The 23,193-nt window shown below is 34.5% G+C and carries 18 protein-coding genes and 1 riboswitch; of the genes, 7 read left to right on the top strand and 11 right to left on the bottom strand.

The genetic code is table 11. From position 1 onward, the window contains the following. Positions 1 to 65: 65 nt before the first annotated feature. Positions 66 to 1,052: an alpha/beta fold hydrolase gene (locus CES88_RS10985; protein WP_290734295.1), complete on the top strand. Its 987-nt coding sequence runs from the start codon at positions 66 to 68 to the stop codon at positions 1,050 to 1,052. A gap of 16 nt (positions 1,053 to 1,068) precedes the next feature. On the opposite strand, the gene CES88_RS10980 is transcribed toward CES88_RS10985, so the two are convergent. Both CES88_RS10980 and CES88_RS10975 read right to left on the bottom strand, forming a co-directional pair. After that, positions 1,069 to 2,562 (bottom strand): serine protease, encoded by a 1,494-nt coding sequence (locus CES88_RS10980; RefSeq protein ID WP_290734294.1) that lies wholly within the window; start codon positions 2,560 to 2,562, stop codon positions 1,069 to 1,071. Between the two features lie 187 nt (positions 2,563 to 2,749). Beyond that, positions 2,750 to 3,694: a LysR substrate-binding domain-containing protein gene (locus CES88_RS10975; protein ID WP_290734292.1), complete on the bottom strand. Its 945-nt coding sequence runs from the start codon at positions 3,692 to 3,694 to the stop codon at positions 2,750 to 2,752. 64 nt (positions 3,695 to 3,758) lie between these two features. Continuing rightward, positions 3,759 to 3,856, top strand: a riboswitch (TPP riboswitch). Between CES88_RS10975 and CES88_RS10970 the strand changes: the two genes are divergently transcribed. The 4 genes from CES88_RS10970 to CES88_RS10955 all read left to right on the top strand — a co-directional run bounded on the left by CES88_RS10970 (position 3,845) and on the right by CES88_RS10955 (position 8,702). Continuing rightward, positions 3,845 to 5,290, top strand: a complete 1,446-nt coding sequence (locus tag CES88_RS10970; protein ID WP_290734289.1) for a sodium:solute symporter family protein — start codon at positions 3,845 to 3,847, stop codon at positions 5,288 to 5,290. Its footprint overlaps the riboswitch before it by 12 nt. Before the next feature lie 84 nt (positions 5,291 to 5,374). After that, positions 5,375 to 7,675: an NADP-dependent malic enzyme gene (locus CES88_RS10965; RefSeq protein ID WP_290734286.1), complete on the top strand. Its 2,301-nt coding sequence runs from the start codon at positions 5,375 to 5,377 to the stop codon at positions 7,673 to 7,675. Between the two features lie 3 nt (positions 7,676 to 7,678). Continuing rightward, positions 7,679 to 8,062 carry a Rid family detoxifying hydrolase gene (locus CES88_RS10960; protein WP_290734284.1) on the top strand — a complete coding sequence of 128 codons (384 nt, stop codon included), beginning with the start codon at positions 7,679 to 7,681 and terminating at the stop codon, positions 8,060 to 8,062. 1 nt (position 8,063) lies between these two features. Beyond that, positions 8,064 to 8,702, top strand: coding sequence for a YdcF family protein (locus CES88_RS10955; protein ID WP_290734282.1), 639 nt, complete (start codon positions 8,064 to 8,066; stop codon positions 8,700 to 8,702). Between the two features lie 8 nt (positions 8,703 to 8,710). Here the strand turns inward: CES88_RS10955 and CES88_RS10950 are convergent, their stop codons facing one another. After that, the gene (locus CES88_RS10950; RefSeq protein WP_290734280.1) at positions 8,711 to 9,115 is read right to left on the bottom strand and encodes a response regulator; all 405 of its coding nucleotides are present in this window, start codon (positions 9,113 to 9,115) and stop codon (positions 8,711 to 8,713) included. A 45-nt stretch (positions 9,116 to 9,160) separates the two neighbouring features. Between CES88_RS10950 and CES88_RS10945 the strand changes: the two genes are divergently transcribed. Then, positions 9,161 to 10,957: a hypothetical protein gene (locus CES88_RS10945; protein ID WP_290734278.1), complete on the top strand. Its 1,797-nt coding sequence runs from the start codon at positions 9,161 to 9,163 to the stop codon at positions 10,955 to 10,957. 3 nt (positions 10,958 to 10,960) lie between these two features. Here the strand turns inward: CES88_RS10945 and CES88_RS10940 are convergent, their stop codons facing one another. Beyond that, positions 10,961 to 11,722 (bottom strand): FecR domain-containing protein, encoded by a 762-nt coding sequence (locus tag CES88_RS10940; RefSeq protein ID WP_290734276.1) that lies wholly within the window; start codon positions 11,720 to 11,722, stop codon positions 10,961 to 10,963. Positions 11,723 to 11,805: 83 nt separating this feature from the next. On the opposite strand from CES88_RS10940, the gene CES88_RS10935 reads away from it, so the two are divergent. After that, the gene (locus CES88_RS10935) at positions 11,806 to 14,367 is read left to right on the top strand and encodes an ATP-binding protein (RefSeq protein WP_290734274.1); all 2,562 of its coding nucleotides are present in this window, start codon (positions 11,806 to 11,808) and stop codon (positions 14,365 to 14,367) included. A 17-nt stretch (positions 14,368 to 14,384) separates the two neighbouring features. Here CES88_RS10935 and CES88_RS10930 read toward each other — a convergent pair whose 3' ends face one another. The 7 genes from CES88_RS10930 to CES88_RS10900 form a co-directional block, all read right to left on the bottom strand. Next, on the bottom strand, positions 14,385 to 16,529 hold the full coding sequence (locus CES88_RS10930) for a hypothetical protein (protein WP_290734272.1): 2,145 nt from the start codon (positions 16,527 to 16,529) through the stop codon (positions 14,385 to 14,387). Position 16,530: 1 nt separating this feature from the next. Further along, positions 16,531 to 17,133, bottom strand: a complete 603-nt coding sequence (locus CES88_RS10925) for a hypothetical protein (protein ID WP_290734270.1) — start codon at positions 17,131 to 17,133, stop codon at positions 16,531 to 16,533. A gap of 7 nt (positions 17,134 to 17,140) precedes the next feature. After that, entirely contained in the window at positions 17,141 to 17,758 is a 618-nt protein-coding gene (locus CES88_RS10920) for a hypothetical protein (RefSeq protein ID WP_290734268.1), read from the bottom strand. Then, entirely contained in the window at positions 17,742 to 19,229 is a 1,488-nt protein-coding gene (locus tag CES88_RS10915) for a hypothetical protein (RefSeq protein WP_290734266.1), read from the bottom strand. Before CES88_RS10915 ends, CES88_RS10920 begins: the two co-directional genes overlap by 17 nt. 2 nt (positions 19,230 to 19,231) lie before the next feature. Beyond that, on the bottom strand, positions 19,232 to 19,765 hold the full coding sequence (locus CES88_RS10910) for a hypothetical protein (RefSeq protein WP_290734264.1): 534 nt from the start codon (positions 19,763 to 19,765) through the stop codon (positions 19,232 to 19,234). A gap of 3 nt (positions 19,766 to 19,768) precedes the next feature. Further along, positions 19,769 to 21,118 carry a hypothetical protein gene (locus tag CES88_RS10905; RefSeq protein ID WP_290734262.1) on the bottom strand — a complete coding sequence of 450 codons (1,350 nt, stop codon included), beginning with the start codon at positions 21,116 to 21,118 and terminating at the stop codon, positions 19,769 to 19,771. Between the two features lie 122 nt (positions 21,119 to 21,240). After that, the gene (locus CES88_RS10900; protein WP_290734260.1) at positions 21,241 to 23,163 is read right to left on the bottom strand and encodes a hypothetical protein; all 1,923 of its coding nucleotides are present in this window, start codon (positions 23,161 to 23,163) and stop codon (positions 21,241 to 21,243) included. Between the last annotated feature and the right edge of the window lie 30 nt (positions 23,164 to 23,193).

The raw sequence follows: 23,193 nt of genomic DNA, 5'->3' as shown, positions 1-23,193 counted from the left end.
ATTTTAATCCAATTTGAATAAGTTAAGGTATAATCTAAAGGATAATCCTACGGAGCGCTCTAGAAATGCCTATAATTTCAGAATCAAGTCATAAGCCAACTAAGCTTTTAAAGAATGGTCATATTCAAACCTTGTACCCATACTTCTTTAGAAAAGTTAGAGATGTCATCTTTTCAAGAAAGAGACTTTTTACAGTCGACAATGACTTTATCGATGTTGATATTAGCGATGTAGGCTCTAATAAACTACTTATTCTCTCGCATGGACTAGAAGGTTCATCGGACACTCAATACATCAGAGGCATGACGAAGCATTTTAATAATATTGGTATCGATGTTATTTCTTGGAATATGAGGAGTTGCTCAGGAGAGCTCAATTGGACAGAGAAATTCTACCATGCTACCACAATCTCTGACCTCGACCTTGTTATAGAATACGCCTTGGCCAGTAAAGAATATCAAGAAGTTTTTCTCCTAGGTTTTAGCTTAGGGGCAGCACTTACGACAAATTATCTTGGAGATAAAGGAAGAGACATCGATCCACGAATAAAGAAAGCTGCTGTCTTCTCTGCTCCATGTGATCTAAAGTCCTCAATAAAAGAACTCTCTCGCCCAATTAATAAAATGTATCTTGAAAATTTCTTAAGTACGATGAGAAATAAAATTTTAGAAAAGCACCATAAGATTGGTCTAAATAAAGTTGATATTAGAGATCTTAGAAAAATTAAAACGTTTCAAGATTTTGATAATCGCTTCACCGCTCCTCTTCATGGTTTTAAAGATGCTAACGATTACTATGAGAAGGGAAGTTGCAAAAATAAAATTCAACATATTGTCATCCCAACACTTATGGTAAATGCGAAGAACGATCCTTTTCTAGGCGATGATTGCTACCCCACTCACGAAGCAAAACTGAACAAGAATTTCTATTTGGAAATACCTCACTCTGGTGGCCATGTTGGTTTTTTAGAATCTTTTCGAAAAGGAGCCCTTTGGTCAGAACAAAGAGCACAGGCCTTTCTCTTAGATGATGAATTAAAAAGGGTCGATTAATACGACCCTTTTCTTCTTATTTCTGTACGCTTAATTTATAAGAATTTCCTACACCTTTGTAACCATAGACTTGGATATAGTAAGTTCCCTTTGAAAGAGTCTTAGACACTTCCTCGATATTCTTTGTACTTAAAGAGCTAGCAATAACCTTTCTATCCTTATCAAATACCTTCATATCAAGATCTCCTTTCCCATGCGAAAAACTCGCCTTGATTAGAACAGTCGTTGTTTTTGAAAGATCAAACTTAAAGAAATCTGTATCATTCTTCTCTAGAGAAAAATCTTTTTCTCCAGAAAAAGAAATCACTTGAGCTGAATCAAAAGTATTATTCTCTTCTTCTTCATTCGATATAGATGTAACAGACATTGAATAATCATTAACTGCTCCCTTATATCCAAAGACTACAAAGAAAACTTCTTCACCATTAGATACAAAAGAGAATTCTTCATTATCTGTTGAAGACTCTACTTTCTTTATCACAGAACCCGAACGACTAACTTGAAAAATATCTAAATCTCCATCTGAATGATCAAATATAACCCTCACAGTAACTTCTGAGCCATCATCCGCTTTAATAGAATAGTAATCGAGGTCACTTCCACTAGAAACCTCTAGCCCTGTAATACTTTGATTCTTTCCACTTAACTTGAAGGCCTTAGACAAAGTACCATTATCATCTTGAGAACTACTTGGCGTATCAGAAGAATCGCCACCGACGAGTAGGTCTGGAAAGCGAGATTCGATAACAGGGACAATTTCACTCATCTTAACAGCGTAGTTCTCATAGCCTCTTCCCATTCCATCATTTCCATATCCAGCATGATGTAGCCCTACAACTTTATGAGAACTTGCATCAAACATTGGAGACCCAGAAGATCCTCCAAGAGTATCTGCACTATGAGTATACTCATCTAGAACGTCAGTAATTGTTCCCTTCGAGTACTTCTTACTCCAGTCACAGCTTCTGCTTGAGTAATAATCACAATTTTGCTGAACAATATAAATAGAGGCTCCGCTTCTCTTGACACTAGAATCTAGTTTAACAAATCCAAACTTTCGTCCGGGCTTTCCTGCACACTTTAAAAGAGCGAAGTCGTGTTGAGAATTATTCATTAGAAACGTACTACAGTCATACTTTTCCCATGCTCCCTCACTTACTCCCTTTAAATGTCTAAAACTCGCTGTTACACCTTCAGCATCGGATGCTGAAGGAATACAATGCTCATTAGTCATCAGAACATCTTCCGAAATTAGAAAACCTGTACATCTCGACTGCATAGCAGGAAGAGTAACATCAGCTATTGGAGAGGATGCCTTTCTAATTAAATTACTTTCGGATAAGTCCGAAATCTCTTTCCAATCAAGGCTTCCAACAATAATTTGCGAATCAACTAATTGTGCGACTCCTGCACTTGTTGCATCTTTTTTACCACACGAAATAAAGAAAATTGAGATTAAGATTAGTAGTACTGACTGCTTTTTTAGACTTTGTAACGAGGTGATCATCATAATAAGGACTCCCTTTCCTAAGTATGAAATTTTCAGAATTAGATTCTGAAAAAGTTGGAAAGAATATACCCAGATGATTTTAAGATGACCCCTTTTTTTTCCTAACAACTTCTTTCAAGTTTTTGCCTCTTAACTTAACCATTTTCTAGTATGTTAGAAAACCTCAAGTCAGTTTGACACCAAGAAACTAATAAAGATCGACGATTGAGAGATCTCCATCCTTTAGAGAACGAATATCTTTAGGGAGAACAGAAACAATTGTTTCCTCAAGAGCATCTATAATTCTCTCTTTCAAAAAAGTTCTTCCATATACTATTGAAACTTCTCTAGTTGGAGCTGGCTTGTAAAACTCTCTTATCATTTTCTTCCTTGGTGCACTTAGATCAAGTGTTGCAAGATAAGGAAGGAGTGTATAACCAGAACTTTGAACAACTAAGTTCTTCAATGTTTCGAGACTTCCCGATTCAAATCTTAGATTCTTATAGCTACTAACTTCTAAATTCATAGTACAAACTTTTAAAACTTGTGTTCTTAAGCAATGTCCCTCATTTAAAAGCCAAAGACTATTCCTTGAAAGATCAGACTCTCTCACTTTCTTCTTCTTATAGAGTTCTTGATCAGGAGAAGTAAATAAGAAGAACGGTTCATAAAAGAGAACTCGCTCTATAAGAGCAGGCTCTTGAAGAGGTGTTACCAAAATAGCAGCATCAATCTCTTCTTTATCGAGAAGTTCTATAATTTCTTCCGTTTTGAATTCTTCAATAACAAGTTCAACTCGCGGATACTTGTCTGCAAACTTCTTTGCAAATAAAGGAATAATATAAGGAGCCAGAGTTGGAATTACTGCAAGTCTAAACTTTCCAGAAACTTCCCCTTGAGAGTTTTCAAGTATATGAAAAATTCTATTATATTCTTTTATAACGACTTGGGCCTGTTTAATAACTTTCTCACCCTGCGCAGTAGGAAGAATAGGTGACTTAGATCTATCAAAGAGAATTACACCAAGTTCATCTTCAAGCTTCTGTAGCTGCATACTTAATGTTGGTTGAGTTACGTTGCATTCAGTTGCTGCTTTTTTAAAGTGTCTATGTTTATTTACAGCAACTACATACTCAAGTTGAGTTAAAGTCATATTTATTCTCCCATTACATAAGTAATACTAGTATAATAAAAATGATTATTCACGACAATAAACCTTAAATAATCAGGGGAGCTTCGGCTGAGAGGAGTTTAAAACTCGACCCTTTAACTTGATGCAGGTAATGCTGCCGTAAGGAGACCAATGAAGAGCTTAAATCCTAACCTTAGTTTAATTGACACAATCACAACTCTTGACTGGATGATTTTTACAATTGTCATCATCATTACAATATTCAGCGTGATCTGGGGAATGAAGAAAAGAGAAAAATCCTACACTAAGAGTGATAATGAGACGACTTATCTAGACCTCCTTCTCATGGGAAGACAGCTCACTCTTCCACTCTTTATAGCAACATTAGTGGCAACTTGGTACGGAGGAATATTTGGAGTAACAGAGATTGCTTTTAACCAAGGCATTTTTAACTTCGTTACCCAAGGAGCTTTTTGGTATATTGCCTATATTATATTTGCCTTCTTCATTATTGATAAAATAAAAGATAAAGAAGCCGTCACTCTCCCTGATCTTATTGGGAAAATGTTTGGGCCAAATTCTGCAAAACTAAGCGCTATCTTCAACTTCTTTAATGTTCTTCCTATTGCCTATGCTATTAGCCTTGGTATTTTTTCTAAAATGCTATTTGGAGGAGAGCTCTGGATTAACACAGCGATAGGAGTTAGCTTTGTTCTTCTCTATTCTATGTGGGGAGGATTTAGAGCAGTTGTATTTTCGGATTTAGTTCAATTCTTTGTCATGTGCTCTGCCGTTCTACTTGTTCTCATTCTAAGTGTTACGACCTTTGGAGGACTAGGATTTCTAAAATCAAATCTACCTGCAAGTTACTTTTCTTTAACAGGAACTGTTGGAATTGGAACAACCTTTGTTTGGGGGTTTATCGCGCTCTCCACTCTCGTCGACCCAAACTTCTATCAAAGATGCTTTGCCGCAAACTCTTCAAAAACTGCAAAGAAGGGAATTCTTATCTCGACTTTCATTTGGTTTTGTTTTGATATTTGTACAACCTTTGGAGCGATGTACGCTAAAGCTGTTATACCAGAAGCTGACTCTTCTCACGCTTACCTACTCTATGCTGCTCAAATTCTTCCCAATGGCCTTCGCGGGCTAATGCTTGCAGGAGTCCTTGCAACGATTCTCTCAACTATCGACTCTTACTTATTTCTAGCAGGAACAACTCTTGCCTACGACCTTGCTCCCAAAAGATTTAGATCTAACCCAATGATTCACCACTTAGGTATTTTAGTTGTTGGAATCTTAGCCGTTATCATGTCCCAAGTATTCAATGGAGATATAAAAACTGTTTGGAAAACCCTTGGTAGCCTTTCCGCAGCATGCTTACTCTTTCCGGTAGTATTTGGTTACATTTTTCCAGGACGAATTGGGGACAAGCAATTTGTCATAACTTGCTTATCTGGGGTTGTTACAACTTCATATTGGCGCAACGCTTCTCCCCCAGGCTTCTGGCAAAATGTTGACGAGCTATATATCGGGGTTTTTACAACCGCTTCAATGCTATTATTTTTCTATTTTACCTCAAAAAATAAGGCACTTACTTCACCGCGCAAAGGATAGAAAAACGCTCTGATTTCGTGCCATTTCAATATCTTTGAATTATTCTTGTACACTTTAAATCAAGAATAAAAAAAGGATGTTTCGATGAGCACGAAACCAACAAATGAAGAAAGAAATAAACAGGCACTAGCCTACCATAATGGTGAAAGACCAGGAAAAATCGAAGTAGTTCCAACTAAGGCCTGCCTCACAGCTGAGGACCTTTCACTGGCCTACACTCCAGGAGTAGCGGCACCTTGTCTCGAAATTGCGAAGAATCCAGAAGATGCATTTAAGTATACAAGCAAAGGGAATCTTGTCGGTGTTATTTCAAACGGAACCGCAGTTCTTGGCCTTGGTGATATTGGGGCCCTTGCAAGTAAGCCAGTAATGGAAGGAAAAGGCGTTCTCTTTAAGAGGTTTGCCGATGTTGATGTTTTCGATATCGAAGTAAACGAGAACACTGTTGAGGGAATGGTCCGTGTGGTTCAATCACTTGAACCTACTTTCGGTGGTATCAACTTAGAAGATATTAAAGCACCTGAATGTTTTGAAATTGAAAAACAATTAATTGAAAAAATGAATATTCCAGTTTTCCACGATGACCAACATGGAACTGCGATTATTGCTTCTGCCGGGTTTATCAATGCGATAGAAATTGCAGAAAAGAAAATGGATCAAGTTAAAGTCGTTTTTAGCGGAGCAGGTGCTGCAGCAATGGCCTGTGCCAAACTATTCTTTAACCTTGGTGTAAAGAATGAAAATCTCCTGATGTGTGACTCTAAAGGTGTTATCTATAAAGGTCGTCCAGATGGAATGAATGTCTACAAAGAAGAATTTGCAGTTGAAACAGACTGTAGAACTTTAGCAGACGCACTTGATGGTGCTGATGCCTTTATTGGTTGTTCTGCCAGAGGTGTTCTCTCAGGAGACATGGTTAGAACAATGGCAAAAGATCCTATCATTTTTGCTATGGCAAACCCTGAACCGGAAATTTATCCTCACGAAGCTCACGAAGTTAGAAGCGATGTTATCATGGCGACAGGAAGATCTGACTTTCCTAACCAAGTTAATAACGTTCTAGGTTTCCCATTTATTTTCAGAGGAGCTCTTGATGTTAGAGCTACTAAAATAAATGATGAAATGAAACTTGCAGCAGTGAAGGCCTTAGCAAGTCTTGCTAAAGAAGAAGTTCCTGAAGAAGTTAAGATGGCCTACGCAGGACAAAGCTTTAAGTTTGGACGTGAGTATTTAATTCCAAAACCATTTGATACAAGAGTTCTTACAAGAGTTTCCCCAGCTGTTGCCAAAGCAGCGATGGACTCAGGTGTAGCGAAACATCAAATAAAAGATTTAAATGAATATGCAAAGCAACTTGAAGAAAGACTTGGAAGTTCCGCTAGGTTCCTAAAGTCTCTTAGAGATAGACTAAGTTCTGTTGTAGAGAAAAAAGGAAAGAAAACAAGAGTTGTCTTTGCTGAAGGTTCAAACTCTAGAATCCTAGAAGCTGTAAAACTTCTTCAAGACGAAGGAAGAATAGAGCCGATCCTACTTGGTAAGAAAGAAGTTATTTTAAGTAGAATGGAAAAACTTGGTTTATCATCTCTAAAAGATCTAGAAATTATTCAACCTACAAAGCACGAAAGATTTAAAGAGTTCTACAGAGAGTACTGCTCAATGAGACAGAGAAATGGAGTCAGTATTTATCACGCAGAAGATAAGATGGCACAGGAGAATTACTTTGGAGCGATGATGGTGAGAAAAGGAATGGCCGATACAATGTTATCTGGTCCAACTCTTAGCTACCCTGAGTGCTTTAAACCAATTATTAATGTTGTAGGAACACAGGCTTCAACGAAAGCTGCTGGTGTTTATATTTTAATCTTTAAGAATAGAATTCTATTCTTAGCCGACACAACAGCACAGGTTGACCCAAGTCCAGAAGATCTATGTGATATCGCAAAATCAACTGCTAAGCTCTTTAAGCAACTAATGAATAGAGATCCAAATATTGCTTTTGTAAGTTATTCAAACTTTGGATCAAATACTCATCCTGGTGCTAAGAAAATGAAGAAAGCTGTAAAACTTTGCCATGAAAGATACCCTTCTCTTAATGTTGAAGGTGAAATGCAGGCGGATGTTGCAGTGAACGCTTATATTAGAGAGAAGCTCTTTAGCTTTTCAGATATGAAAGGACCTGCGGATATATTAATTTTCCCAGACCTCAACTCTGCAAATATAAGTTACAAACTTCTTCAGCAACTAAGTGAAGCAGATGCTATTGGTCCAATTCTTGTTAGTATGAACGACACTGTTAATATTATTCAAAGAACGGCTTCAGTATCTGAAATTGTAAATATGTCCAATATTACTGCTCTACTCGCAGAAGAAGAAAATAAGGATTAAGAAATGGCGTTCATAAAAGATATAATAAATACAGAACTTGCTCCTGCAGCTGTTGGTACTTACTCTCAAGGAGTTGAGCACAATGGTGTGTTCTACTTCTCAGGACAAATTGGTATTGACCCAAAGACTTCGGTACTTCAAGAAGGCTTTCAAGCTCAGCTAGACCAAGTAATGAAGAATATTGACGGTCTCCTAGAGTCTCGTGGAATCGATAGAACTCATATTATTAAGACAAGTATCTTTCTTACTGACTTAGGGAAGTTTAATTTAGTTAATGAAGCCTATGTTAACTACTTTGCGGAGCCTTACCCAGCAAGAAGCTGTGTTGAAGTTCCAAACCTTCCAAAAGGTGCCGTTGTAGAAATAGAAGTCATAGCAGCGAGATAAGATGTTTAAAAAGAGATATATATTTGAAACGAAGAGGACGAAGATTTTAAGGTATTTACAAAATATCAGCTTCATCTCACTCGTTTCAATTATTCTCTACGCTATAACATCACTTATCTTTATACTCTTGGCCAGGAACCTGAGCCAAGAGACTCTTCAAACTTTCTACAATCGATCCCCTGATCTGATCGTTGTCTTTACTGGAGACTCAGGAAGAATTCCCCTCGCAGTAAAACTCGCAAAAAAGTATAAACAATCAAATATTTTCATCACAGGAGTCTACTCTAAGAATTCTGTGGATAGCCTTCTTAAGCCTCTTCATCTAGGACAGGACTTTGATCCTAATCTTCTAACAATTGATTACCTAGCTAGAAATACAGTCGAGAACGTTCTATCAACTCTAAGACATCTGCGTGAAAGAAAGGGAAATAAGAAGATTATCGTCATCTCTCACGACTACCATGTGATGAGAATAAAGTTAATTTTTAATAAATTAATGGAAGAGTCAGATGATTATAAGATTTATTTTTATAGTGTCGAAACGGACTTCAGTAGTTTGAGAAATATAAAAATAATAGCCAAAGAAGTTTATAAGTGGATTAGAACTTATGGATTTCTACTTCTTTGGTCGCCTGAATAACAGAAAATCTACTTATGATGCTTATCCCAACATTGCTTGATCTTTTCGCTTAGCTCTTCTTGCTCCCAAGGCTTTAAAAGAAAATTAGAGACTCCAGCAGAAATAGCACTCATCACCTTAGCCTGTTCGCTCTCTGTAGTTAATATGAGAAATGGTAAATCTTTAAACTTATCACTTGATCGCACAAAATTAAGGAAATCCAAACCTGTCTTATTAGGCATATTCCAATCTGACACAATAAACTGAATCTGCTCAGAAGTACCATGTAATTCTTCGAGCTTTGCAATTCCCTTATCTACATCTTCTGCTTCTTGGACCGGACTAGAAAAACCAAATTCACCAATTTGAAGCTTGAGCATATTTCTTATATTAGAATAGTCATCTACAACTAAAAAGCGAGTACTTCCATCCATATTTTCCACCCTATTTTTTAAAAATATATGTTATCTTAATATATTATGTATAAATTTTTGTTTGTAGGCCAGAGATTAAATTTTACTTCCTCTTTAGAAAAAGAGCTTACCTCTTTTTTTCAAGGTAAGAAATCTTTAGTAATAGACTTCATTGACTACAATAATTTTACTACATTCTCTCTTTCTGAATATATTCGAAAACAATCACCACAGATAGTTATATTTACCGATGATGAAACAAAAGAAATTGAAAAAAAAGTTGTTCGCCACCTAGGTATTATTGGAGAAAATAGACATACAAATTATATTTCTCTTCTAAACGCTGGACATAACTATAAAATTAATGAATCAGATAGCCTTACAGGTGAAATAATATTCTTCTACAAGGGAATTGATCATAGTGATGTATTTAATTTTATAGTAAGTATGACAGCCTCAGATTTAGTGGAAAAGTCTAATGTGGCCAAGGCCATATATACAGAATCACTTCCTCTTAAGAATCTTGCAAAGATTACTTACCTAGCAAGAGACCATGCAAAAATTGAGACTAATGCGGAACTAGCAACGGGAGTGATCAAACTTGACTTCCCTATTCACAAAGATGTTTTTCTTTCTCATAAGTATAAGATCTCAACAGGAATTACAGACGGAACGAGTGCTCAATTTAGTTACAGTTATAAAATGGAATTTGACTATGCCAATGCTCCTATAAAGAAATCAGAAAAAGATAGTATCATACTCAACTTAAAAGAAAAAAGTAGTGATGCCAAACTTCCCCCTGACTTAATTAATACATGGGAAGAGCAAATTAAAACAAGCTCAATTGTTATTGCAACCACAGGTAATACAGAAAAAAAGGAAGTTATTAAAGAAGTGGAGGAAGAGGACTACTACCGCGTTCCCCCGACAGAAATTATCAACTTAGCTAAAACATTTATTACCAACTGGGTCCATCAAAATAGTTCAAAAGTACTAGGTATACAACAGACTATTCTCGTCTACGATTCTAAGCTTTCAATTGCTAACGATATTTTTCAAATTGATGAAACCAATGCTAAAAGAATTTACTTAAAAGCTGATGCTGTAGAAATTGAGAAAGATATTGATAAATTCAAGCCTTCTCTAATTGTTCTTCAATGCGACGATGTTAATACTGTAGAAGATATAAAAAGGGCCATTGCATCTTTCATTAACTATAGGAACTATCTTCCATACTTTTTGATTTTTAATAACCCTATCGCTGATGTCGTTGAATATCAACATAAGCTTGAATACCACTTCCTCATCTCTGTTGGGGAGAAGATTAATTTAGACTTTATCGAAAAGGTTCGAAATCTATTTGAAAAGAAGATGATTGAGTCAGAAACGAATAAATCTAATCGAATGAAGAAGAAGGTGCAAAAAGCCCATCCTGTTATTTTTGACGAATTCGTCGATGACGACTTCTATAATTATAAGGTTTTTCCAGAGTCTTTAAATATACAAGATACATTCTTTATAGAAACTTCTTCAGAGCTCATCTCAATAACTGAACATGAAATCATTTTCAGAGGAAGTAGGCAGCCGTCACTAGGAACTTGTTTTAAAATCACTCATCCCTTTACTATTTACATAGTAGTTGTTCCGCATATTATAGATAGCGCAGAGAATGAATTAAAAAATTGCTCTAGAGGAATTATATTTCAAATGAAGGAGCATAATAAGGCGAGACTAAGAAGATTTGTCAATAGTGTTGCCAATCTTGATACACAATCTAATTCTGCTCTTTATGCCAAGGAAATAATGGCGCTAAAGAAAGAGTACTTTCCAGACTCTTTCTCCAGTAAAGACGATAACAACTAGAAATTAATCAACAATAAAATGAAAGAACTCTTTCAAGAACTTTGTAATTGTTCTTCTCTTATACTCAATAGGTGCTCCATCTTCATTTAATCTCTCAGCAGACTCTCTCATAGAGTCTATCACCTCAGATGAAATCTCTTCCCTATCCATATCTTTACTTTCCGATATCTTTAATTTCTCACCTGATTTAATTTGAAATTCTTTATTTCTCTTATTTAAGGATACATCTCCTTCAAAAACAGAAACTTGCATTTCCTGAGTTTTCTTGTCGTTTTGAAGCTTAATCATTGTTTCTTTCTTATTAATAGAAATAGTTGTATCGTTCATGGCAATTTTCTTTACCGATGATTCTTCTTTTAAGTCAAAGCTAATTTCACCGTCAACAAAGTCAATTTTCAAAGAATTTTTTAAATTTTTATTCTTATTGATATCTTTAATATCAAACATAAAGTCTAAGTAAATAAGTGAATTGGGATCAAGTTTAATTATCGAACCATCTAAGAAAACAAATTTCCCAGTAGCTCCGTCTCCAGTAAAGAGATAAGACTTAGAGTAAATATTATCATTTGCCCCCAGAGTCTTCCAATTGATAGATTCTCCATATCGTATCTTTACCTCACCATTTGTTTCAACGGTAGTACCGATATAATTTAAATTATCTTCATTTCCCGTCAAATCAAGTTCTGAGAGTATAATACTTACCAAGATTCCCAAGACGACACAGAAAATTGAAATATAGAGAACTAACTTTTCTTGTTTCTTCATTTTTACCAACATAAAATCTTAATGTTAACTATAATGATAGCATAGATCATTTTAAGACTCTATAAGCAAACATTGAGATTTTTGTGAAAAAAATATTGAAAGAAGTAAACCTTCCCTTGAGAACCAAAATTGTTGCGTTACAAACAATTGTCAGCTTATTAATTGTCATCATTCTATTATCCATATCTACAAATATGGTCTTTGAAGATAAGAAAGCTTACTTATATGATGCAGTATTCTCCAACGTTAAAACAAGTAATCAATTACTCGAAAGATTTTTTGAATCTAAATTATTAAATTCTCAAACTCAAAATATGACGGAGAGCCTAACTAGGGAAGAGATAGAACACACCTTAAGCCTAGACAAAGATCTTTACAAAGTAAGAGAACTTGTAGGGGATCAATACAAAGAAATATACAAGAATAACTCTCATGAAGAAAAGTATAGAAAGAATAGAGATTTCTTAAGTCAAGACGAGAATGAACTTATGAGTCTTTCGTTTAAGTCTACTAAAAGTAAAATCGTTACAGATATATCTTTTGTTAAAGGAAAGATGCCATTTTTTAATATTGCAATTTTTCATAAAGAGCATCACAAGACACTAGTTTACACTTATGTTCTAGATTCTATTTTTGAAGAAATTTTTTCCAAGAAAGGATATGAAAATGCCTTAATAAGGACTTCCGGGGATATTGTTTATAAGAATATTCCTTACTTATTTGAAGATCAAGAGATGAGCTTCTACCTAAAGTTTTTCACACAAATACAAACTCTTAGTGAAGGGGCCAAGAAACTAGGTCTCAAAGAAGAAGAAAAGAAAAATGGCGATTACATGATTGCCTATAAGCAATTAAAGAGTTTTCCCAACTTTTATATCGTGAGTGAAATCAACAACAAACAAGCCTATAGTGTTACCACGACTCTCGCAATGAAGACCCTATCCTATGCTATTATCTTAATTGGATTTTTTAATATTCTATCTCTCTTCCTGTCAAAATCAATAACCAACCCTTTAAGTACCCTACTCGAAGGTATTCAAAAGATCTCAGAAGGAAATTACGAGACAAAGATTGAAATTAACTCAAAAGACGAATTTAGACAACTTGCGAACTCCTTTAATGAGATGGGCGATAAAATTATTGAATATAACAACCAACTTCAAGAGTACAATAGGACACTAGAAGATAAGGTCAATGAAAGAACCGCTGATTTAAATAGTGCCAACGACTTTATCAACACGATGATAAATAGTTTAGATCAGGGCCTTCTCGTTTTCAATGAGCTTGGAAAGTGTCAAGATACTTTTACCAAGCCATGTGAAGAGTTTTTTAAAAAGTCGCCAAAAGGAGAAAGAGTTAAAGACCTTATAAACCCAGAAGATAAAAACCTTTTTGATGAATGGGTTAAAAATCTCTTTTTAGAACCTATTCCATTCAAGAGCTTAATAGAACTTGGCCCCAAATTTATTCCTACAGAACAACAACCAACTCAAGAGGGCTTTAAGCATATTACTCTTAACTATTACCCAATGAGAGATTCCCAAGAAAAAGTGTCAAATGTTGTACTTGTTGCCACAGATAAAACGAAAGAATTTCTTGCTAATGAAAAAGTAAAGGAACAAAACGATTATATTAAATTTCTATCAAGTGTTTTATCGAATAGAAAAGAATTTAACAATCTTGTTAAATTCTTCAAAGAAAAATTTCATGATATAGAGACTAGCTCTAATAAGAACTGGGAAGAAAAAGAATCTAAAGATGATCTTCTTATGCTACTTCATTCTCTAAAGGGTGGCTTCTCACTTTTCAAAATGACAAAATTAACAGATAGCATTCATAACTACGAAACCTTTGCGGGAAATAATGAGATAGTAACTGAAGATCTCATTGAACAATTTAAAGAATTTAATACAATAATTGACTCAGATATTGATAAGCTTAACTCTCTTACACAATCAGATAAAGAAGAGATCGAGTCGATTGAACTTAGCCTTGCTGCGGTAGAACACTTCGAAAAAACATTGGCCTCTAAAGGTTTTAAAAGCATATCAAGACAATTCAAAGCACTCTTTCAAAAAACACCAATCAAGTCCTATATTAATTCTTATATACCAATGATGAAAACTCTCGCGATAGATTTAGGCAAAGAGATTCGCGAAGTAGAGATTCAAGGAAGTGAATTACTCGTAGACAAAGAATTCTATGAATACTTTTTTTCTTCTTGCGTGCATCTTTTTAGAAATGGTATTGACCATGGAATTGAAGTTCCTGACTTACGAGAAAGCCTAGGAAAGCCTCGCGGGGGTAGAGTAAGTATTAACTTTGAATACCTAAAAGAAGAAGAGAAATCTCTTATTAAGTTTTCCGTTAAAGATGATGGAGGAGGAATAAACCCTAGCAAAGTAAGAGAGAAAATGAAAAGTATTGGCTACGATGAAGCTTCTCTATCTGAATCTGACGAGGAAATAATCTATCACATATTCGATATGGAACTAAGTACAGCCGAGGTTGTAACTGAAATATCAGGACGTGGAGTAGGACTTTCAGATGTTAAAAAGAGAGCTGAAGAGCTAGGTGGAAAAGTTAATCTATTCTCCCAAAATGGAAAAGGAACTACTTTTGAGTTCCTCTTGCCATATAGATAGTTTATTAAATTTAAAAACTAAGCAACTTTAAGCTCTTCAACATTATCGTAACTAGAATCCCCACCCAGTGAATGAGTCCACGTGTCAATAGCTTCTTCTGCTGCGTTTAATAATTCTTTATCTTTCACTATTCTCTTTCTTACATAGTCAACGAAAGACTTCCAATGAGCATCTTTATCATTCATAAGTTTCTCAAGCTCTCTTTCATCTTTCTCGTAGTTTTCAAATTCGAGACTCAATAAATCGTTTGCTTTTGATCCACTCGGAGCATAAATATCCATGAACTTCTTCTTAATATCTTCATCTGCTGTTAAAAGCATCTTCACTTTCTTCTCAAGATCATACTCGCTTAATATTGCCTTTAAATTCTTTTCGTCAAATCTCTCTATTAAAAAAGAGGGGAAAGAAAGCATACCAACTTCTTTAATTCTTTTTACGGAAGTATTCTTATGCAGCTTCTCATAAAGGGACAATTCTATATCAAGACTTGCATCTGGCAAGATAGTAATAACCTTATCAATGAAAGGTATTTTATCAAATGTCTGTACATACTCTTGTAATACTTCCTTTAACTTATCCTGAGAGTTGATAATATCTTGCTCTCTGACTTCAAAGGCGGAGTCAACGATCTTCCCTCTCTTTTCTTCATCGCAGTGACTCAAGACTTTATTTAAGAATGTTGTATTTAAAACGTTTAACAATACACTACTAATCTCTGGTTTTTTCTCAATTAGTTCTGATACCTGCTCAGGTCTAATTCTAATAATTAAGTCATATGTTTCAGGGTCCGTAATAACATTAGGAATAATTATTCTCTGTACAACTTCATTTGAAATATATTTATTAGCTGAAGCTAGTTCTGCAGTACTTAATGGCTTATTCAATAAGTCTTTCCACTCATTTCTTTCTCGATCTGTTAACATGGAAAACACTTCAGACAAATCAACATTTTCTAATTGTTGGACAAGAGCTCTCAGAGCAGACTGTGACTGTTTCGTATTTAGCTGTAACCATCCTTTCACTAAAAGAGCTGCATCCTTGGCTGAGGTTTTTGAATAAGATTTAAATCTTTCAACCCCACAATATTCACCAGTCAAATCTCCTGCACCACCAGCTTCACCTCCAATAACAGGAGCCCCTGGTTCACTTGAATCGTCATCATCTTTATTATGATCCTGCTGTCCTTCAAGCTTTACCGTTTGAGCATTGCTTTGTGCCGCACTCAATTCAAAGAACTTATTAATAAGACTCTTACCAATGAATCCAAGTAGTATCATTCCAACTAAAACTCCAATTAAAGTACTAAATTTACCAAAGTAATTAAGTATTTCTTTAATCTTGTCTTCTCGAGTAGGAATATTTGTGTCAGCACCTAAGAGAGCATTTTCGAACTTAATCACTGGAATTACTTTTCCTAGATTAAATCTTATAGAGTTTACATAGTTTTTAACAGCTTGCTTTACTTCTAAGCTAAGTGCAGTACTAAGCCTGATTGTTATATTAACTGCCTTTAGATTTTTAAATACATCAACACTATTATTGTATTTCCACATTTGTTCTACTGGAGATATATTATTTGCAGACTGGATCTCTCTTAACTTATGCTTGAAATCATCTTCTTTTCTTTGAAATTCTTCTTTTAATTTTTTTATTCTAGAACCATCATCAGAGCTCTGCATTGTAAGAACAATTTTTCCATCAGGCTGAAAATCTTTAAAATCATCGACTAAAGGCGCCTGAATACCAAATTTGGAAAAAGTCACAATATCTTCCGACTCTTCTGCTGGATTTACATCGTCAAATTTAATCTGTGCTTTTGAGGTAACCTTCTCTAACTCAGGATTTTCCTCTTCTTTCTTCTTTTCAATGGCCTCTGATTTCGTAATATCTCCAGAACGACTTAAGCCTCCAAGAGGTTTATTCTTTTTTTGAGAGTCATAGAATTGAGGTTCAGATTGAGACTTTGTTAATACTTCAACATCAATATTATATTGATCTTTTTTGATTACGCTTTTTAAAATACGATCTATTTTAGAATGAATATTTTCTTCTAGATTTTGTTTTTGCCATTCAAGGCTGGGCATTAGCTGCAAATCATTTGAATTAGCAAAACTAAGTCCGCAAATCAAGATTACTGTTAAAGCAAAAAGTCTTTTAAACATGCTATATTCCCTGGCTTTTGATATTAAATTTCTTTTCTAAGTAAGTCATCATTCTATAAGCTTCTCTATTTTTTGGATTTACAGAAAAAGCCTTTTTATAAAAGTTCAAAGATCTTTTAAAATCTTTATTTAAATAAAAGTTCATTCCTTTCATTTCGTAAACAACACTAAAGTGAGGAAATTTTTTAATAAGTAAATCAAGCTTTTCGTTAGAGGACTGAAAATCCTTCAATCTAGTCATCCTTAAAGCATCAAAAAGGTCTGAAACAAGAAAATCAAAGTCTGTAGTAAGTTTAATATTCTTCTCGACTCTCAGGTTTGCATTAATTCGTACATCTGATCCTGTTATTGGAGGAACAATAATATTAAATTCTTCAAAACCAGGCTTCCAGATACTTACCTGAATTGATTCATTAGGTCCCACTTCTGTCATAAAAGCATTAAAGTCAGCAACATAAGGAGTCTTACCTATGGCCCTTTTATTTCCTGCTTTCTGATTGATAACAAAAATTTCAGCACCTTCAGGTGTAGAAGTTAAATTTACCTTTCCAGCGAATACATTCCCACTAAGAAAAGAGATTATTAATAAGTAGATAATTTTCATATTTCCTCTAAATAAAATAAGTCACACCGAAGAACATTCTAATATTCATAGTAGTGGATGCTACACCAGTCCCACGACCAACAATAGCCTCCCCCTTCATTCCCCACTTCTCACCAAAGTTATAACCAGCCCCACCATGAATACCTAAATCAAAAATGATATCACTTTTTTTAGCCGACTCTGTATTGTATAATAAGTAACCCACTCCAGCATTAGCTCCCCACCAGTATCTAAACTTTGGAACCATAACAATTTCACTACCGCCGATATTTGCTCTGTAAATAGACCCTAAATCATTTAAATACCAATTAAAACCTACGCCTCCAAGAAAGAGACCTGCACCATCTGCAGTCATCATAGGGACTGTTGCCTTTACAAAGTAAGATCTCTTCTGTTTAAAGCTAAATTCATAATTTAAGTTAAAACTTATTGCTGATACTGCTTTAGCCGAACTTTTCTTCTCCTCTCCAGGAGTAACATTCTCATCAGTGGATTCTAAAGAACTCTCATTCTCAGTAACTCCAATATTTACCATCCCTATTGAATAGGATGTAATTCCGGAAAAGTCTTTCCCAAAAGAATTACTCGAAATAATCAAAAGAAATAGACTAATTAAGACTTTCATTTTCCACCACAGTTGTTATTCTATTTTCAAAAGCAACTTCGGAATCATATACGTTTAACTCAAAAACAACATTTGTCTTTTCTCTAATACTTTCTTTATAGACTCTAAATTCTCCATCAGCTTCCGATACAAACTTAGAAAGCTCTCTAATCCCATCTTTGATTCTGCTATTTGAATCTAAATTGAATTCTGTATTTTCAACTACGGCAGAGAGCTTTAGAACACTTTCGACTCTCTCTAATTTCATGTTAATTCTTCTCTCATTATTCATTTCAGAATCAAAAACTTGTGCAAACTGAAGCATTCGATAGAACATCTCTTGAAGATTTTCAACATGAGAATAGGTTGCAATCTCACCTTCAAAAGATTTTTGATCTATTACGATATTATTTAGTTGATGTACTTTAGAAAATTTAGTTAGTGCATTTTCAAATACTTCATTTGCCGATGAAACACCATTATTTAACCTAGACAAATCAGAAGATTTTATCGCCATTAACTCTTCAGAATCAATTAGAGAAAAAGTTAAAAATCTGATTTCTTCAGAAGCGATAAGTTGAGATGTTACACTAATATTTAGAAAACCATTTTTTCTAAACTTATAATTACCTGGTTTATTGTCATTGTTTTTACTTAAATAGAAGTTGTTTTCAAAAAAAGTATCCCAATTATCACTCTTTAAATTAAAATAGCTAGAGAACATTCTTTCAAATGATTTACTTGAGCTTAGTATATTTCCTTTTAAATCTACTACAACTGATATGGGACAATCTAAAGCTTCAACAACTTTCACAAAACTTGAACTTAAAGTATTTCCTTTTTCAACACTCTTAATTTTCTTAAAAGATAATGATAATTGTTTTTTCATTCTTTTTATTTTTACGCCCAATCTTCTGCGATCGTACACAAAGATGGCAAATGAAATAATTAGTAAAGCCCCAAGACCAATTGGAAGAGTAGCACTTGCTTTTTCTTTTTTTACAATCACTTTAGCTGAAGATTCTCGAACTTTTTTAGCATCTGCCAGCTTACGCTCTGCGACTGCAATTTGCTGATTAATCCTATCAACATTAAAAATTGAATCCCTTTTACTTAGGGCGAGCTGAATCATGGCCAGAATTTCATTAACCTGCGTTTCAACTCTTTCCTTTACATCAATTTTAACTCTTGGATTCCTATTGATCTCCTCTCTAAGACTATCAATCGTTGTTCCAAACTCATTTAAGCGATCAATATCAACCCGATCTACCGTATTAAAAACGGCTAGAATTTCTCTAGCGTCATGCCTATAAATATAATTATGTCTTTCGAGATAATTTGTTAGTGATAAAAACTTTTCCATCGAGATAGTCATCGTATTATTTAAAACTTTATCTATCCTCTGAGTCTTCACGTCAGCTAACGAACTTGAAAGAATAAGAGCTAAAACAATAAATGTTTTCAATGAATTGTTTAGGATTTTATTTATCATAATCATAACTCTAGTCCTCTACTTTTTGTTTTTTCAGATATTTTAAATTTTTCTAACTCACATTTAACAACAAAATTCTTCCACATTCCATTCTTTCCATAAAGTCTTGGAGTTGTTCTTAGTCGATCGCTTACAGGAACCTTTTCCTGTAAAGACTTCACGCTCTTTAATCCTTCTTTAACTTCACCAGAAATGAAGAGTTCCAGATCATAAGATAGATTCACTTCTACAAGATAACTTATTCCTTCAATGGACATTAATTTAGTACACTTTTTCATTAGCTCAAAAAGATCTGCCGTTATTTCATTCAAATCATCTATTGAGTCTACAGGTGAACAAGTAAAATCAATTTCAACTTCAGACTTTGAAACCATCTTAAGAAACTTCTTTACTTCGAAGAATGTATCATTAACTTTCTCTTTCATTGCAACAAGTTTTGGCTTTTCTCCAAGATATAAAATATGAGTAGTTTTTTCTTCCCATACTTTTACATCTGCGACTCGTTCAATAAATTCAAATTTTTCTTTTAGTTCCATCAATTACCTATATGTTAATAATACTTGAAAAGATTCATAATCTGCTTTAAATGAACTACTAGCACTACTTGTTAAGCTAACGATATTATAAGCAGCACCTATACCTAATTTCTTGTAAACCTTGGTCATCGCTCCAACCATTACTTTAGATCCTTCAATTGGAAAAGTTTCACTCTTTTTTCCAAGATCTGAATCACCAATAAAACTTTTTGCATAGCCACCAGAAATTTCCAATCTATCATTGAAAAGACTTACTCTTCCTTTTGCACCAAACCACATTAATTTATTATTCCATGGTACAATACCATCCCCTTTTGTACTAAGATCGGCAAATGAAAGAGTTTCGTACTCTATAGATGGAATAATATATAAATTTCTCTTATAAAGATTTAGAGCATACTCAAGATGAAATTTAAATCCTGCACTCAACTGGTACTTATTTTCACCCAATAATTGTCCGACACTTAACCCTATATCGTAATAGTCGCTACGGTCACCTATTTGAAACCGACTTCCAATTTCGAATCTCAATTGCTTGGTATCTGTTCTTGTTTCAATAATTGTGGAAGACTCCGTTGCATCCGTACTTTGCCCCAAATTTACATAAAACTTAGAATGAACTTCAAAAGATGTAGGCTTAAAAATTTTTACTTCCTGCTCTACCGTGACATCAATATCTGGAGAATCAAACTTTGATATCTTAACTTCTTTATCTTTATCTTTCTTTACCTTCTTAGCTTTATCCTCTTCCTCTTCTTCAATTGGATCATTAGCACTTTCTTCAGCAACAATTGCTTCCTCCATCCCCTCTACAGGTGATCCCTCACTAGTCTCTTGCTCAGGATCTTTACTGACCGAGTCTGGTTCAGAAGGATGAGTGATCTGACTTGTCACAGGAATAACCTTATTATTTATTACCCGATCATTCTCTTCATCATAGTTCTCTTCATAAAATAGCTTAAAGAGGAGTTTTCGTACTGTATATTGAAGCTTAATTCTTGGAACTTTTTTTGATTCAACAATATTAATAGGCTTATTTGTCTTCATCTCTCTAAGCCCAAGCTTCACATTGGCAAATTGCTGATCCTTAGAAGTTGCATTTATATTAATATCAATGGAGAAAGACTCTTCCTTGCTTAAGCTCTTCTTATACTTACCGATTATTAAATCAAAGACGCCTGTATAATAAACCACTTCATAAACACTTTTTTTGACGTAATTTCTCTCCTGTCCATTAAGTAAATGTATTCCATCTTCATTGAGAAATATTTTCCCATACTTCTGCGCAAAGACTGGAGAAAGACAGAAAAAAGAGAGAAGAAAGAATGTGGTTATTTTCTTAACGTATACCATGCTGAATAAATTCTATCTAAAATAGGAATTTATTAGTAGTCGGCAAATATGATTAGATTAGGAAAATTTGCCCAAGAAAAGACAGCAAAGGTAAGAAATTTTACTTTTCCGGGCTACATTTCTCAATATGTCGTGCATTCAGAAACTGTTGAACTATTCAGCGCTGTTCGATATACATTACCGTCTGCTCCGAAATAGTAACCGACAACTCCAATCGTGTAATTTTGACCTGAAAGAAGTGGTGCAAGCTCAACTGATGAATCTGTATTTGGAACTAATATTCTAGAATATCCTGCAGTTTCTGCAATGGCATCATTTAAATTAAATGAAGCCAAATTCCCTTTCTTCCAGAAGACTTCATAATGAGAGAACACACCCGAAAGTGGTGATAAAAAATCGACCCTTATAGAGTACGAAGATGTTGGAAGACAAGTAGCCCCCAAATCATCAGGCATTTTAATATGAACGCCTGTATTTAGATCTGTTGATATACAATAGCTTGTAACATCCGGATTTCCTTCCGGTGTATACTCACGAACACCACTATTATTTAAAATGTATGGATATAAGTTAAAACAGTAATCATTTGATGCAAATGGATTAAAGCCATCTATTTCAATTTCTGTATCAGTTGTTAAATCAATATCTTCATTAACACTAATCCCCGTATTATTTAATATATCAGGGTCATTTAATATCTTACCAGCACTATTATCTACCCATTCTACAATTAGGCCATCAATGACTCCTGTTGAAAAATCTGGAGTATCAAACTTAAATTTCATTTTATTAACTTCATTAGTGTTTTGACCTCGAAGAATTCCAGTAATTCCCCCAAAAACACCTAGAGATGGCTTCATTGTAATAGGTATTATAGAACTTGATTTCTTATTTTCTGGGGTACAGTTTGCATCAACACAAACAAGTAATTGAACATTATAAGTTGCATCTTGCACTAATCCACTAACAACAGCTGTCGTTTGATCAAATGCTATTTTTGAACAATACGTTCCTGTTGTACCGTCATATACACACAAAGGCGGAACCGTTCCCGTTGTCAATGCCCCTGCTCTATAATAAAGACGATAATGATCAAACGTTCCTGCAGCAGCCTTCCAGCTCGCAATAAAACTCTGTTTCCCAAGATCACCTGAATTTAATTTAACGTTAAAGAGTCCATCTTCAAATACAAGATCACCTGCAGACCCAGATGAAGTTGTAATATCTAAGATATTTGTATTAGATTCGACCTTATAGGTAAGGTCTCCTTTATTATTTGTATAACCTACGTGCTCACATCGAACTTGAACAAAGTATTTCTTATTTGGCTGAAGACCATAAATAGTCTTGGAATTCCCACTTTGTTGATAATATTGAAAGCGCCCATCTGAGTCATTCAAACTTACATCATTCATATCATCTGCACTAAGTAAATCACTGTCAAGAAGCGTGATAACATACTGATAAGGGTCTCCATCAAATGGCTTTGTTGGCGTACCTACGACTGTAGCTTCTGGCCAATTTACAATAATACTTGAAGTTGAATCTAACCCTGGAGGTAGTTTAACATTGGCAATACCATAGAAGTCACAAGACTGCTTGGTATAGGTTGTAGTTGCCCTAAGTTCTGTAGATAAACTTCTAGCTGTTGTTTCATTATCAAGAACCTGAACTTCAAAATTATAATTAGTATCCGCTTTGAGTCCATTAATAGTAACTTTATAAAGCCCTTTGTAATTTGTTTCCAAAGATTCGTCGAGGTATGTAATTGGAGCAACAACACCATCTCTGTAGATAAGATAAGTATAGTCTCCACTACCTCCAGATGCAGGAAAGAAAGAAACCTCTGCCTTATCATGAGAAATTGCTTTAGCATCTTCAATACCAGAGAAGTTTATTTCTAATGTTTTTCCCGCGCTTGAAAATGTTGTCTTCTCATTCTTATCTTCAACCGTTCCAACACAAGATGTTAGTACCAATAAGAACAGGAGAATATAAATACTCTTAAGTTTAATTATATTTCTTTTAAATCCATCTACTCTCATAATAATCCTTCATACTACATATCGGCAAAA

This window comes from Halobacteriovorax sp. JY17 (genome assembly GCF_002753895.1).
GTDB lineage: Bacteria > Bdellovibrionota > Bacteriovoracia > Bacteriovoracales > Bacteriovoracaceae > Halobacteriovorax.
This window is presented reverse-complemented; position numbering and strand designations above follow the sequence as displayed.